Raw genomic sequence first — 14,606 nt, 5'->3', positions numbered from 1 at the left:
TAGATATGGAAAATGTTGCGTTAATTGATTCTTTTTCAGAATTTAAAGACGATAAGTTAATAGATCGTGTAACGTTAATGGCGATTTTAGAAGATGTGTTAAGAAATGCATTAAAAAAGAAGTATGGAGATGACGATAACTTTGATATCATTATAAACCCAGATAAAGGAGATTTAGAGATATGGAGAAATAGAATTGTTGTAGCAGATGGAGAAGTAGAAGAACCAAACCAAGAGATTGAATTAAGTGAAGCACGTAAAATAGAACCAGATTTTGAAGTAGGAGAAGATGTAGCAGAAGAAGTTAAACTTATAGATTTAGGAAGACGATCTATCTTAGCATTAAGACAAAATTTAATTTCAAAAATACACGAACACGACAATACTAATATCTATAAGCAATTTAAAGATTTAGAAGGTGAAATTTATACAGCCGAAGTACACCACATTCGTCACAGAGCAATTATTTTGCTAGACGATGAGGGTAACGAAATTATTTTACCAAAAGACAAACAAATTCCTTCTGACTTCTTTAGAAAAGGAGAAAATGTAAGAGGAATTATTGAAAGTGTTGAGCTTAAAGGAAATAAGCCAGCAATTATCATGTCAAGAACAGCTCCTGTTTTCTTAGAGAAGTTATTTGAACAAGAAATACCAGAGGTTTTTGATGGATTAATCACCATAAAAAATGTAGTAAGAATTCCAGGTGAAAAAGCAAAAGTAGCTGTAGATTCTTATGATGATAGAATAGATCCAGTTGGAGCATGTGTAGGTATGAAAGGATCTAGAATACACAGTATAGTAAGAGAATTGGGTAACGAAAACATTGATGTAATCAACTTTACCAACAACTTACAATTATACATTACAAGAGCATTAAGTCCAGCAAGAGTAACATCAATAAAAATTGATGAAGAAGCAAAACGTGCTGAAGTACTTTTAAAACCAGAAGAAGTAAGTAAAGCTATTGGTAGAGGAGGTCATAACATACGTTTAGCAGGACAATTAACAGGTTATGAAATTGACGTGTTTAGAGAAGGAACTGAAGAAGATGAAGATGTAGAATTAACTGAATTCTCTGATGAAATCGAAGGATGGATTATTGAAGAATTCAATAAAGCAGGTCTTGATACAGCTAAAAGTATTCTAGAGCAAGATATTGAAGACCTTGTGAAGAGAACAGATTTAGAAGAAGAAACAATAATTGATGTTATCAGAATTCTTAAGGAAGAATTTGAAGAATAACATATATTTAAGTTATATTACAAGCAATTTATGGCGCAAACAATTAGATTAAATAAAGTATTAAGAGAACTCAATATTTCTATTGACCGTGCAGTTGATTTCCTAGAATCAAAAAACGTGGAGATAGAAAAAAGTCCTAATACAAAAATATCAGAAGACGTTTATGCAATTCTTTCCAACGAGTTTCAAACAGATGCAAGTAAAAAAGTAGCGTCTCAAGAAGTTAGTGAAGCAAAGCTTAAGGAAAAAGAAGAGTTGCGTGAACAACGTGAGCGCGAGCTTGAAGAAAAGGCGAAAAGAGAAGAACGAGCAAAAGTCGTTAAAGCCAAAGCTGAATTAAGCGGTCCGAAACAAGTAGGTAAAATTGATTTAGACAAACCTAAAACCGAACCTAAAAAAGAGACTCCTAAAGTAGAGGAAACTCCTAAAGTTGAAAAAACTGAAAAGGTAGAAAAAGTAGACAAGGTTGAAAAGGTAGAAAAAGTCGAGGTTAAAAAAGAGACTCCTAAAGTAGAGGAGACTCCAAAAGTCGAAAAACCTGAACCTAAAAAGGAAACTCCTAAAGCTAAAGAAGTTCCAACCGAAGGTGCTGTTGGTGATGACAAACTAAAAACGCAATACCAAAAACTTTCAGGACCTAAAATAGCTGGAGATAAGATCGATTTATCTCAATTCAATAAGCCTAAGAAGAAAAAAGAAGATAAAAAACCTGCGGCTTCATCTGATAGAGACACCAATAAAAAGAAAAGGCGTCGTATTAGTAAACCAGGATCAGATAATAACTTTAACAGAAACAATAACCAAAGAGGCGGTTTCAAAGGTAAAGGAAAACGTCCAGCTGTTGTTAAAGAAGAACCAAGCGAAGCAGAAGTTCAAAAGCAAATTAGAGAAACTCTAGAAAAGCTTCAAGGTAAATCTAACAAAGGTAAAGGAGCTAAATACCGTAGAGAGAAAAGAGAACAACATAGAGAGCAAACTGAAAAAGACTTACAAGCTGAAGCAGCTGAAAGTAAAATTCTTAAAGTAACCGAGTTTGTTACTGCAAGTGAAGTTGCTACTATGATGAATATTTCTGTTACCGAAATTATTTCGGCATGTATGTCGTTAGGTATGATGGTAACAATGAACCAACGTTTAGATGCTGAAACACTATCGGTTGTAGCAGATGAATTTGGTTATGAAGTTGAGTTTGTAACTGCTGATATAGAAGAGTCTATTGAAGAGGTAGAAGACAAGCCAGAAGATTTAAAATCTCGTGCACCAATTGTAACTGTAATGGGTCACGTAGATCATGGTAAAACATCGTTACTAGATTACATTCGTGAAGAAAACGTAATTGCAGGTGAGTCAGGTGGAATCACACAGCACATTGGAGCTTATGGAGTTACTTTAGAAAGCGGACAAAAAATCGCATTTTTAGATACTCCTGGTCACGAAGCCTTTACAGCTATGCGTGCTCGTGGTGCTCAAGTAACTGACTTGGCAATTATTGTTGTAGCAGCTGATGATGATATCATGCCTCAAACCAAAGAAGCAATTGCACATGCGCAAGCTGCAGGTGTTCCAATTGTATTTGCAATTAATAAAATTGACAAACCAACAGCAAATCCTGATAAGATTAAAGAAGGATTAGCAAACATGAATTTATTGGTTGAAGATTGGGGAGGAAAAATTCAATCGCATGATATCTCTGCAAAAACAGGACAAGGTGTTAATGAATTACTTGAAAAAGTATTGCTAGAAGCTGAATTATTAGAGTTAAAAGCAAATCCAAATAAACCTGCAAACGGAACTGTTGTTGAAGCATTCCTAGACAAAGGTAGAGGTTATGTGTCAACAATTTTGGTGCAAGCCGGAACACTTAAAATTGGAGATTATGTACTTGCTGGTAGAAACAGTGGTAAGGTGAAAGCTATGCATGATGAGCGTGGTAATGACATTACTGCTGCAGGACCATCAACTCCTGTATCTATTTTAGGTTTAGATGGAGCACCACAAGCAGGTGACAAATTCAACGTATTTGAAGATGAACGTGAAGCTAAACAAATTGCAGCTAAACGTACACAATTACAACGTGAGCAATCTGTAAGAACACAACGTCACATTACCTTAGACGAAATTGGACGTCGTATTGCACTTGGAGATTTCCAAGAGTTGAACATAATCTTAAAAGGTGATGTTGATGGATCTGTTGAAGCCTTAACCGATTCGTTCCAGAAATTATCTACCGAAGAAATTCAAGTTAATATCATACATAAAGGTGTTGGAGCCATTACCGAAAGTGATGTGCTTTTAGCAACTGCCTCTGATGCAATTATTATCGGATTTAACGTAAGACCAATGGGTAATGCACGTCAAATTGCAGATAAGGAAGAAATCGATATCAGAATGTACTCTATTATCTATGATGCTATTAATGACCTTAAAGATGCAATGGAAGGTATGTTATCTCCAGAGCTTAAAGAGGAAATTACTGGTACTGCAGAGATAAGAGAACTATTCAAAGTGTCTAAAATTGGTACTATTGCAGGATGTATGGTAACTAACGGTAAAATATATAGAAACTCAGGAATAAGATTAATTAGAGATGGAGTTGTTGTTTATACAGGAGAGTTAGCATCGCTTAAACGTTTTAAAGATGACGTTAAAGAAGTATCTAAAGGATATGACTGTGGATTGCAAATCAAAAACTACAACGACATTAAAGAGGGTGACGTTTTAGAAGCATTCCAAGAAGTAGAAGTGAAGAAAAAATTGAAGTAATTACTCTTTCAATTAGATATAAAAAAAGCGACTTATTTAAGTCGCTTTTTTGTTTGATATAATCTTTCGTTTTAGCTTTTATCTCTTTTAGGTTTAAAAATAAAAGCATTGTTGTAGTTCTTTTTAATTTTAAGTAAAGCCTTGTCAGCTTCAAGTCTACTTCTAAAATTTCCTACCCAAATCTTGTAGTTTGGTGTCTCATACTCCATGCTTACAGGCCATTCGCTGTATGTTTTTATAAAATCAGCCTCAGCTTTTTGAGCTCCAGAGTGATTTCCTTGATAAACTTGTATTTTATACAAGTCAACAGTTTTAGCATCTTTTTTAAACTGTAATAACTTTTCAATGTCTTTGTCTTGTTCAACAGTAACAACACCATCTTGAGCATTTCCTAATGAGGAAAATCCAATAAAAATTAAAAAGGCGAGTAGTGATTTTATGTTCATTTTTGTCATACGTATCTATTATTAAGAGTATTAAAATTTTCAAACGCAAATACTAAACCATTTAGTATTAACAACTTTTCAATTCGGTAAAATTAAAAAATTTATTTCAGCAAAAGTATATCTGTGTTTAATTAAGTAAAATGCAAGCTTCAATATTATTTAGAATCTTTATAAATTACCAATTAACACTTCTGTAACATTTCTAAAATGGACTTTAAGTATTATTTTTGCGTGAGATTTTATAACTGTATTTTTTTCTTTTTAAATGAAAAAATCATACCAAAGTTTGGAAGATAATTCAACTAACAATATGAAACAGGTGATATACCGTAAATTAACCGCTAATATACTTCAATTAGGGTTTATTCTTTTACTCACGTTTTCAACAACACTTAACGCTCAAGAAGGTGATCCTGCTAAGGGTAAATCTATTTTCAATACCAATTGTGCTTCTTGTCATAGCCTAGATCGAAAGATGACTGGTCCTGCGTTACGTCATGTAGAGCAAAGATTAGCAGATGACCATGGTTTAGATAGAGAGTGGATTGCTGCATGGATTCGTAACAGTGCTGGAGTTGTTAAATCTGGCGATGCCTATGGTAACCAAATATTCAATGAATATAGTGGTACGCCTATGACGGCTTTCCCGCAATTAACTGATCAAGACATTTCAGATATCTTAGCGTATACAGCTCAAGAAAAAGAAGTAAAGGACAACACTGGAGGTGAAGTTGTTGATGGAGGTGGTTCTACATCTACAGGCGAAGGAACTTCAAACAAAATAATCCTTTGGGCATTGGCATTGTTATTTGCATTGTTGGCTTTTGCTTTAGTATTGGTAAGACGTACACTAAATAGATTTGCTGAAGCGAAAGGAATTGAGATTCCTCAAAAAGGAAAAGGATTGCCATTATGGAAAGCGTTTGTACAAAATCAATTTTTAGTATTGGTTACTGCAATCTTCTTTTTATTGACTAGTGGTTATTTTGTGTATGGTTATTTAATGCAGGTAGGTGTTGATCAAGGATACCAACCAGTACAACCAATACACTTTTCTCATAAAATACACGCAGGAGATAACGGTATCGATTGTAAATACTGTCACTCATCTGCAAGAGTGAGTAAAACTTCAGGAATTCCTTCATTAAACGTTTGTATGAACTGTCATAAATCAGTTGTTGAATATACAGGTGAAACTACTGCTGAGTATAGCAAAGAGTTTTATGATGGAGAAATTCAAAAATTATATGCAGCAGCAGGATGGAGTGATGCAGATCAAAAATACACTGGTCAAGCACAACCTGTAAAGTGGGTTAGAATTCACAACCTACCTGATTTTGCATACTTTAACCACTCACAACACGTGTCTGTAGCAGGAATTCAATGTCAAACATGTCATGGTCCTGTAGAGGAAATGGAAATCATGTATCAACATGCTCCACTTACAATGGGATGGTGTATTAACTGTCACAGAGATACTGAGGTTAAAGTTCAAGATAATGGCTATTATGAAAAAATTCATGAGCAGTTATCTAAGAAATATGGAGTTGAAAAATTAACAGCTGCTCAAATGGGTGGACTGGAATGTGGTAAATGCCATTACTAATTTAATATTAATAAAGAGTAATTCAATTATATAATATGTCATCAAACAAGAAATACTGGAAAAGTGTTGAAGAGCTAGACCAAAACAGCTCTGTTGTTGAGACGCTAAAACAGAACGAGTTTGTTCAAGAAATTCCAACTGATGAGTTTTTAGGAGATAAAGCCTCATTAGAAAGTTCTTCTACAACACGTCGTGACTTCTTAAAGTACGTTGGTTTTAGTACAGCTGCAGCGTCATTAGCTGCCTGTGAAGGACCAGTGATAAAGTCAATCCCTTATGTGGTGCAACCAGAGGAAATTATTCCTGGTGTTGCTAACTACTATGCAACTACAATTGCTGACGGATTTGACTTTGCTAGTGTTTTAGTTAAAACTCGCGAAGGTCGTCCAATTAAAATCGAAAACAACACAATGGCAGCTACCAATGGTAGTGCTAATGCTAGAGTTAATGCTTCGGTTTTAGGGTTATATGATAGCCTTAGAGTTAAAAAACCAATGAAAGGCGACGCTGAAATTTCTTGGGAACAATTTGATGCTGAAACCAATCAAGCCTTAACAGATGTAATGAATTCTGGTAAAGAAATTGTGTTATTTACACAAACATTTGCTAGTCCTTCAACATCTAGATTGATTGCTGATTTTAAAGCAAAATATGGTAATGTACGTCATGTACAATACGATGCTGTTTCTGAGTCGGCTGCATTAGATGCTTTTCAAGCAAAATATGGGGAACGTGGATTAGCGGATTACGATTTTTCTAAAGCAATGACAATTGTATCTGTAGGAGCAGACTTTTTAGGTGATTGGCAAGGTGGTGGATTTGATTCTGCATATGCTAAAAAGAGAATTCCAGATCATGGAAAAATGTCTCGTCACATTCAGTTTGAATCAAACATGTCTCTATCAGGAGCTAATGCTGATAAAAGAGTACCAGTAACTCCAACACAACAAAAAATGGTATTGGCTAAGCTTTATGCCGAAGTAGTTGGTGGTTCTGTTTCTGTTGATTTACCAGAAAATATTTTACAAGCAGTTACTAAAACAGCGTCTGAGCTTAAAAGCGCTAAAGGAAAAGCTGTAGTTGTAACTGGACTTAACGATATAAATGCACAAACCGTTGCATTAGAAATTAATGAGTACTTAAACAGTGAAGCATTCAATACTGCTTCACCAATAAAAACTAGACAAGGTAGTGACAAAGCTGTATCTACTTTGGTTAGTGATATGAAAGCAGGAAAAGTTGGAGCAATTATAATGAGTGGAGTTAATCCATTATATACATTACCTAACGCTGCTGACTTTGCTGAAGGATTAAAAAATACTACAGTGTCTATCGCTTTTTCTATGAAAGCTGATGAGACGTCAACTAACTGTACATATATTGCTGCTGCACCACATTACTTAGAATCTTGGGGTGATGTAGAAATGAAAAAAGGACATTATGCATTAATGCAACCAACAATTCGTCCTTTGTTTGATACAAGACAATTTCAAGATGCATTATTAAAATGGTCTGGAAGTGATGTATCGTATCATGATTATGTAAAAGACACTTGGAATTCTTCAATACTTAATGGAGGATCATTTAACCAAGCGTTACATGATGGTGTTTTTGTAAGTAATGTGTCAATTGATGTTGTTGAAGAAGCTACAATAGAAGAAGATACTGCTGAGGCACCTTCAACTAATGCAGCAAGAGCTTTAGCGTCTTCTGCAAAAGCTGGTTCAGGACTAGAACTTACATTATATAGCAAAACAGGAATGGGAGATGGTCAACAAGCCAATAACCCATGGTTGCAAGAGTTCCCAGATCCTATTTCTCGTGTGTCTTGGGATAACTATTTAACTGTTTCTAAAGCTGATGCTGATAAACTTGGACTTAAAAATGTTCATGTAGCAACAGGAGCTTTAGATGGAAGTTATGCTGATGTTACTGTAAACGGAACAACTTTAAAGAATGTTCCTGTATTAATTCAACCAGGACAAGCTAATGGTTCTGTAGGTTTATCATTTGGGTATGGTCGTAAGGCTGGACTTAAAGATGAAATGAAAACAGGAGTTAATGCTTACCAATTATACAGTGATTTTAATAATATTCAAAGTGTAACTGTAGCTGCTGCTGCAGGAATGCATGAGTTTGCATGTGTTCAGTTGCACAATACATTAATGGGTCGTGGAGACATCATTAAAGAAACTACACTTGAAATATTTAATACTTACGATAAAGAAGACCACAAACACGGTTGGAATAAGATACCTGTTGTTTCTCTTAACCATGAGGAAACTCCAGTAACTTCTCCAGATGTTGACCTTTGGGATGAGTTTGATCGTTCAATTGGACATCACTTCAATTTATCTATCGATTTAAATGCTTGTACAGGTTGTGGAGCATGTGTGATTGCTTGTCATGCAGAAAATAATGTACCTGTAGTAGGTAAAGAAGAAGTTCGTCGTAGTCGTGATATGCACTGGTTACGTATTGATAGATATTATTCTTCAGAAGACTCTTTTGAAGGCGATAATGAAAAGAAAGATAATATCTCTGGTTTAGGAAGCTCATTAAGTGAGTTTGGTGAGATGGAAAACCCATCAGAAAATCCTCAAGTAGCTTTCCAACCAGTAATGTGTCAACACTGTAACCACGCACCTTGTGAAACAGTTTGTCCAGTGGCAGCAACATCACATGGTCGTCAAGGTCAAAACCATATGGCTTATAACCGTTGTGTAGGTACAAGATACTGTGCTAACAACTGTCCTTATAAAGTACGTCGTTTCAACTGGTTCTTATATAGCCAAAACGATGAGTTTGATTATCACATGAACGACGATTTAGGACGTATGGTATTAAACCCAGATGTTGTAGTACGTTCAAGAGGTGTTATGGAAAAATGTTCTATGTGTATTCAAATGACACAAAAAACAGTTCTTGATGCTAAACGTGATGGTAGAGAGGTAAGAAAAGATGAGTTCCAAACAGCATGTTCAGCTGCTTGTAGTAGTGGAGCAATGATTTTTGGAGACATTAACAATAAAGAAAGTAAGGTAGCTCATCTTAAAGAAGATGACAGAGCATATCACTTGCTAGAACATATTGGTACAAAACCAAACGTTGTATATCAAACTAAAGTTAGAAATACAACTGAAGCTTAACAAAAGAATTAATAAGAAACAATTATAAACAAATTATGGCGTCTCATTACGAAGCACCTATTAGAAGACCTTTAGTTACAGGTGAAAAATCATACCACGATGTTACTGTGGATGTGGCAAGACCTATTGAAGGTAAAGCAAATAAGCAGTGGTGGATAGTTTTTGGAATTTCACTGGTAGCTTTTCTTTGGGGAATTGGATGTATTTTATATACCATATCAACAGGTATTGGAACTTGGGGTTTAAATAAAACCGTAGGTTGGGCTTGGGATATCACCAACTTTGTATGGTGGGTAGGTATTGGTCACGCAGGAACACTTATTTCTGCAGTACTTCTTTTATTCCGTCAAAAATGGAGAATGGCAATTAACCGTTCTGCAGAAGCGATGACAATCTTCTCAGTAGTACAAGCAGGATTGTTCCCTATTATTCACATGGGTCGTCCATGGTTAGGATATTGGGTATTACCAATTCCAAACCAGTTTGGTTCACTATGGGTTAACTTTAACTCTCCATTACTTTGGGATGTATTTGCGATTTCAACTTATTTATCAGTATCATTAGTATTCTGGTGGACTGGTTTATTACCTGATTTCGCAATGATTCGTGATAGAGCAGTAAAACCTTTCCAAAAGAAAATATATTCTCTAATCAGTTTTGGTTGGACAGGACGTGCTAAAGATTGGCAACGTTTTGAAGAAGTATCATTGGTATTAGCAGGTTTAGCTACACCACTTGTACTTTCTGTACATACCATTGTATCTTTTGACTTCGCAACTTCAGTAATCCCAGGATGGCATACTACAATTTTCCCTCCTTACTTCGTTGCTGGTGCGATTTTCTCAGGATTCGCAATGGTAAACACACTTCTTATCATTATGAGAAAAGTGTGTAACCTAGAAGACTATATTACTGTACAACACATCGAGTTAATGAACATTGTAATTATGATTACAGGTTCTATAGTAGGTGTGGCTTATATTACTGAGTTATTTATTGCTTGGTATTCTGGTGTAGAGTATGAACAATATGCATTCCTTAACAGAGCAACAGGTCCTTACTGGTGGGCATATTGGGCGATGATGACTTGTAACGTGTTCTCTCCACAGTTTATGTGGTTTAAGAAACTACGTACTAGTATTATGTTCTCGTTCTTTATCTCTATTGTTGTAAACATAGGTATGTGGTTTGAGCGTTTCGTAATTATCGTTACATCATTACACAGAGATTACTTACCATCTTCATGGACAATGTTCTCTCCAACGTTTGTTGATATTGGAATTTTCATTGGGACAATAGGATTCTTCTTTGTACTATTCTTATTATACTCTAGAACATTCCCAGTAATCGCTCAAGCAGAGGTTAAGACTATTTTAAAATCTTCAGGAGAAAGATATAAGAGAATAAGAGAAGCTGGTGAAAGTTTATCAGGTACTGGAGCAGATGAAAGAACTTCAGGTAAAGCTGTTGAAGTAAAATCAGCACCAAAAGCTGAAGTAAAGGACAATACTGATAAAGTAAATAGCTTATTTGAAAGTATAGGTAAGTTCGACCCAAGTACACAAACCGCTGATGACCTTAAGGTGATTAATGGTATTGGTCCAAAAATGGAAGACGTACTTAACAGTATAGGTATTTTTACTTACGTTCAGGTAAGTAAAATGACAAAGAGAGAATACGACTTGTTAGATGAAATTACTGGTTCTTTCCCAGGAAGAGCAGAACGTGATGATTGGTCTGGACAAGCTAAAAAACTAATAAACTAAAAGTAGCATATGGAATCTTCAAAAGTAATTCACGCTATTTATACAGATGATGATGTATTAATGTCTGCGGTTAAAAAAGTTAAAGCAGCAAAACATCATATTGAAGAAGTATACACACCTTTTCCAGTTCATGGATTAGACAAAGCTATGGGATTAGCACCAACACGTATTGCAATTGCTGCATTTATGTATGGTTGTGTAGGGTTAACTGTTGCTATTACCATGATGAATTTTATCATGATTAAAGATTGGCCTCAAAACATAGGTGGAAAACCAAGTTTTAGCTACATAGAAAATATGCCAGCTTTTGTGCCAATTATGTTTGAGTTAACAGTATTCTTTGCTGCCCATTTAATGGTAATTACATTTTATTTACGTAGTAGAATGTGGCCATTCAAAAAAGCTGAAAACCCAGATCCAAGAACTACTGACGACCATTTCTTAATGGAGATAGCTGTTCATGGAAATGAAGAAGAACTTGAGAGTTTACTTAAAGAAACAGGTGCAGTAGAAATTAATTTAGTAGATAAAGAAGAAGCACATTAATATGAAGAGCTTAATTAAAGTAGCAGTTATAGCATTAGTATTAGTAGCGTTTGTCTCTTGTAAAAAAGATTCAAGACCTAATTACCAATTCATGCCTAATATGTACGAGTCTGTAGGTTACGAAACATATTCAGAGTCTGATGCATTTAAAAACGGAAAAGAAGGTCAATTGCCTGTAGAAGGAACAATTCCAAGAGGACATACTCCTTTTGATATTGATAACACAACTGAAGGATATGAGCTTGCAAAAGCTACACTGACTAATAAATTAGATTCTACTCAAGTAGATTTCACTAGAGGAAAAGAACTTTATGATATTTATTGTGGTATTTGCCATGGTAATAAAGGTGACGGACAAGGTAACCTTGTAAAGCGTGAAAAGATACTAGGTATACCTAGTTATGATGATGTTGGAAGAGCAATTACCGAAGGTAGTGTTTACCATGTAATATACTATGGTAAGAACGCAATGGGTTCTTATGCAAACCAATTGAACGAAGAAGAGCGTTGGCAAGTAGTTGCTTATGTAATGAAATTAAAAGCTGATTTAGAAAAATAAGACAGATAAAGATTATATATAGATATGTACACATTTTCAAATAAATTAAAGACACTTTCTATTGCATTAATGATTATTGGGGCAATAGGCGTTGTTTATGGTTTTATGACATCTCATAAATCTTTTGAAGACGTTGAAACCATGTTAGTGGCTGAGTCAGCTTCACATCATGGTGGAGGTCATGGAGAAGATGCAGCGCATGCTTCACCTGCTCATGATACTCACAACACTACAGATGCTCATGCAACTAACGCTCATGCTAATTCAGATGTAAGTCATGGTGACGACCACAAAAAACATGTAGAGCATGTAATGCACCAAATACACAATAGACCTTGGGCAGCATTATACGTTGCAGCATTTTTCTTTTTCATGATAGCTTTAGGAGTACTTGCATTTTATGCAATTCAATATGCAGCTCAAGCAGGATGGTCTCCAGTACTGTTTAGAGTTATGGAAGGGATAACATCTTATGTATTACCTGGTGGATTAATAGTATTAGCAATTGCAGTTGCTTCACACTATTTAGGACACAATAGTATTTTTGTTTGGATGAATGAAAATATGACTAACCCAGATCACGAAGATTATGACAAGTTAGTTGCAGGTAAATCAGGATTCTTAAATATGACAGGATTCATAATTCGTGGATTAATATTTATAGCTGGTTGGAGTATTTACCGTCATTTTGCTCGTAAGTTCTCAATAGCTCAAGATAATGCTGATATTAACGATAACAGTAACTTTAAAAAGACATTCCGTATTTCTGCTGCATTCTTAGTATTCTATATTTATACTGAATCTATGATGTCTTGGGATTGGATTATGAGTGTTGACCCTCACTGGTTCTCTACCTTATTTGGATGGTATGTTTTTGCAAGTATGTTTGTAAGTGGAATTACAGTAATTGCAATGATAACTATGTACTTAAAGTCTAGAGGTCACTTAGAGTTTGTAAACGATAGCCATTTACACGATTTAGCTAAGTTCATGTTTGCAATCAGTATTTTCTGGACATACTTATGGTTCTCTCAATTTATGTTAATTTGGTATTCTAACATTCCAGAAGAGGTAACTTATTTTGTAACGCGTTTCCAAGATTACCAATTACCTTTCTTAGGTATGGTAGTAATGAACTTTGTGTTCCCATTATTAGTATTAATGAATAGTGATTACAAACGTATTCCTTGGTTTGTAGTTATGGCTGGTATAGTAATTCTTTGTGGGCACTATTTAGACATATTCAATATGATTATGCCTGCAACAGTAGGAGATAGATGGTATATTGGTGTGTCTGAAATTAGTTCAATAATGTTATTTGCAGGACTGTTTATTTTCGTAGTATTCACTGCATTGACTAAAGCACCTTTACTTGCAAAAGGAAACCCATTTATTAAAGAGAGTGAACATTTCCATTATTAATTAAAATAAATAAAGAAGAGAAACGACAATGACTGCTTTTTTAACAACTATAATAGTACTTTTCATAGCTGTTGCAATTTGGCAAATGGTTAAAATATTTGACTTAGCTCAAGTAGGTAACACCAATAGCCAAGTAGCAAATGATAAAGACAATACAATTAATGGCTATTTAATGATAGGTTTCTTAATCTTCATTTATGTAATAACAATTGTTTGTTTTGTAAAATGGGGAGATTTACCTCTAATGTCCAATTCAGCTTCAGCTCATGGACCTCAAATAGATAACTTAATGATTATCTCAATGGTAATCATATTTATAGTTCAAACGATAACTCAGTTTTTGCTACACTACTTTGCTTACAAATACAAAGGAGAAAAAGGTAGAAAAGCATTATTCTATGCTGATAATAACACATTAGAGGCAATTTGGACTATTATTCCTGTAATTGTTTTAGCTGGTTTAATTATCTACGGATTATTTACTTGGACTAGCATTATGAATATTGATGAAGACGAAGATCCATTAGTTATTGAGTTATATGCTCAACAATTTAACTGGACTGCTAGATATGCTGGAGACGATAATGTTTTAGGTATGGCTAACGTTAGATTAATTGATATTGATAAAGCTAATGTTTTAGGTATTGACGAATCTGACCCTAACGGACACGATGATGTAATTGTTAAAGAATTACACCTTCCTGTAGGTAGACCAGTATTATTTAAAATGCGTTCTCAAGATGTATTACACTCTGCATACATGCCTCACTTTAGAGCACAAATGAACTGTGTTCCTGGTATGATTACTCAGTTTGGATTTACACCAACTATTACAACCGAAGAAATGAGACAAAACCCTGATATCATTGATAAGGTTGCTCACATTAATGAGATAAGAGTTGAAAACAGCGAAGCTGTTGAAGCTAGAGGACAAGATTTAAGATATGAGTTTGACTATTTATTATTATGTAACAAAATTTGTGGTAAGTCGCATTACAACATGCAAATGAAAATAATAGTAGAAACTCAAGAAGAGTATGATGCTTGGATGAAAGAGCAAAAAACATTCAAAGAATCTTTATAATAAACCAATTAAAAAGTATTA

Annotated in this window: 10 protein-coding genes; 9 read left to right on the top strand and 1 reads right to left on the bottom strand. The window is 34.7% G+C overall.

What is annotated here, in order from left to right; genetic code table 11:
• Positions 1–5: 5 nt before the first annotated feature.
• Together nusA and infB are read left to right on the top strand one after the other, a co-directional pair.
• Complete coding sequence (gene nusA / locus ACQ0RB_RS07430; RefSeq protein ID WP_129760953.1) at positions 6–1,244, top strand: transcription termination factor NusA; 1,239 nt, start codon at positions 6–8, stop codon at positions 1,242–1,244.
• A 30-nt stretch (positions 1,245–1,274) separates the two neighbouring features.
• Complete coding sequence (gene infB, locus ACQ0RB_RS07425) at positions 1,275–4,007, top strand: translation initiation factor IF-2 (RefSeq protein WP_430497558.1); 2,733 nt, start codon at positions 1,275–1,277, stop codon at positions 4,005–4,007.
• Positions 4,008–4,078: 71 nt separating this feature from the next.
• On the opposite strand, the gene ACQ0RB_RS07420 is transcribed toward infB, so the two are convergent.
• Positions 4,079–4,453, bottom strand: coding sequence for an SPOR domain-containing protein (locus ACQ0RB_RS07420; protein ID WP_430497556.1), 375 nt, complete (start codon positions 4,451–4,453; stop codon positions 4,079–4,081).
• Between the two features lie 310 nt (positions 4,454–4,763).
• Between ACQ0RB_RS07420 and ACQ0RB_RS07415 the strand changes: the two genes are divergently transcribed.
• The 7 genes from ACQ0RB_RS07415 to ACQ0RB_RS07385 are packed head-to-tail and all read left to right on the top strand — an operon-like array spanning position 4,764 to position 14,585.
• Positions 4,764–6,059, top strand: a complete 1,296-nt coding sequence (locus ACQ0RB_RS07415) for a cytochrome c3 family protein (RefSeq protein WP_129760956.1) — start codon at positions 4,764–4,766, stop codon at positions 6,057–6,059.
• Between the two features lie 35 nt (positions 6,060–6,094).
• Positions 6,095–9,208, top strand: a complete 3,114-nt coding sequence (locus ACQ0RB_RS07410) for a TAT-variant-translocated molybdopterin oxidoreductase (protein ID WP_430497554.1) — start codon at positions 6,095–6,097, stop codon at positions 9,206–9,208.
• 35 nt (positions 9,209–9,243) lie between these two features.
• Positions 9,244–10,974, top strand: coding sequence for an NrfD/PsrC family molybdoenzyme membrane anchor subunit (gene nrfD, locus ACQ0RB_RS07405; protein WP_134200696.1), 1,731 nt, complete (start codon positions 9,244–9,246; stop codon positions 10,972–10,974).
• 9 nt (positions 10,975–10,983) lie between these two features.
• On the top strand, positions 10,984–11,520 hold the full coding sequence (locus ACQ0RB_RS07400; RefSeq protein WP_129760959.1) for a DUF3341 domain-containing protein: 537 nt from the start codon (positions 10,984–10,986) through the stop codon (positions 11,518–11,520).
• Position 11,521: 1 nt separating this feature from the next.
• Positions 11,522–12,079 (top strand): c-type cytochrome, encoded by a 558-nt coding sequence (locus ACQ0RB_RS07395; protein ID WP_129760960.1) that lies wholly within the window; start codon positions 11,522–11,524, stop codon positions 12,077–12,079.
• A gap of 24 nt (positions 12,080–12,103) precedes the next feature.
• The gene (locus ACQ0RB_RS07390; RefSeq protein ID WP_430497550.1) at positions 12,104–13,501 is read left to right on the top strand and encodes a quinol:cytochrome C oxidoreductase; all 1,398 of its coding nucleotides are present in this window, start codon (positions 12,104–12,106) and stop codon (positions 13,499–13,501) included.
• Positions 13,502–13,529: 28 nt separating this feature from the next.
• On the top strand, positions 13,530–14,585 hold the full coding sequence (locus tag ACQ0RB_RS07385; protein ID WP_129760962.1) for a cytochrome c oxidase subunit II: 1,056 nt from the start codon (positions 13,530–13,532) through the stop codon (positions 14,583–14,585).
• Positions 14,586–14,606 lie beyond the last annotated feature (21 nt).

This window comes from Gaetbulibacter sp. PBL-D1 (assembly GCF_050509525.1).
GTDB classification, from domain to species: Bacteria; Bacteroidota; Bacteroidia; order Flavobacteriales; family Flavobacteriaceae; genus Gaetbulibacter_B; species Gaetbulibacter_B jejuensis.
Note: the sequence above shows the minus strand (reverse complement) of the source record. Positions and strands in the feature narration are given on the sequence as shown.

Excerpts from the sequence above, each read along its gene's own strand:
- nusA (WP_129760953.1), top strand. The coding sequence starts at position 6 with ATGGAAAATGTTGCGTTAATTGATTCTTTTTCAGAATTTAAAGACGAT.
- infB (WP_430497558.1), top strand. The coding sequence starts at position 1,275 with ATGGCGCAAACAATTAGATTAAATAAAGTATTAAGAGAACTCAATATT.
- ACQ0RB_RS07420 (WP_430497556.1), bottom strand. The coding sequence starts at position 4,453 with ATGAACATAAAATCACTACTCGCCTTTTTAATTTTTATTGGATTTTCC.
- ACQ0RB_RS07415 (WP_129760956.1), top strand. The coding sequence starts at position 4,764 with ATGAAACAGGTGATATACCGTAAATTAACCGCTAATATACTTCAATTA.
- ACQ0RB_RS07410 (WP_430497554.1), top strand. The coding sequence starts at position 6,095 with ATGTCATCAAACAAGAAATACTGGAAAAGTGTTGAAGAGCTAGACCAA.
- nrfD (WP_134200696.1), top strand. The coding sequence starts at position 9,244 with ATGGCGTCTCATTACGAAGCACCTATTAGAAGACCTTTAGTTACAGGT.
- ACQ0RB_RS07400 (WP_129760959.1), top strand. The coding sequence starts at position 10,984 with ATGGAATCTTCAAAAGTAATTCACGCTATTTATACAGATGATGATGTA.
- ACQ0RB_RS07395 (WP_129760960.1), top strand. The coding sequence starts at position 11,522 with ATGAAGAGCTTAATTAAAGTAGCAGTTATAGCATTAGTATTAGTAGCG.
- ACQ0RB_RS07390 (WP_430497550.1), top strand. The coding sequence starts at position 12,104 with ATGTACACATTTTCAAATAAATTAAAGACACTTTCTATTGCATTAATG.
- ACQ0RB_RS07385 (WP_129760962.1), top strand. The coding sequence starts at position 13,530 with ATGACTGCTTTTTTAACAACTATAATAGTACTTTTCATAGCTGTTGCA.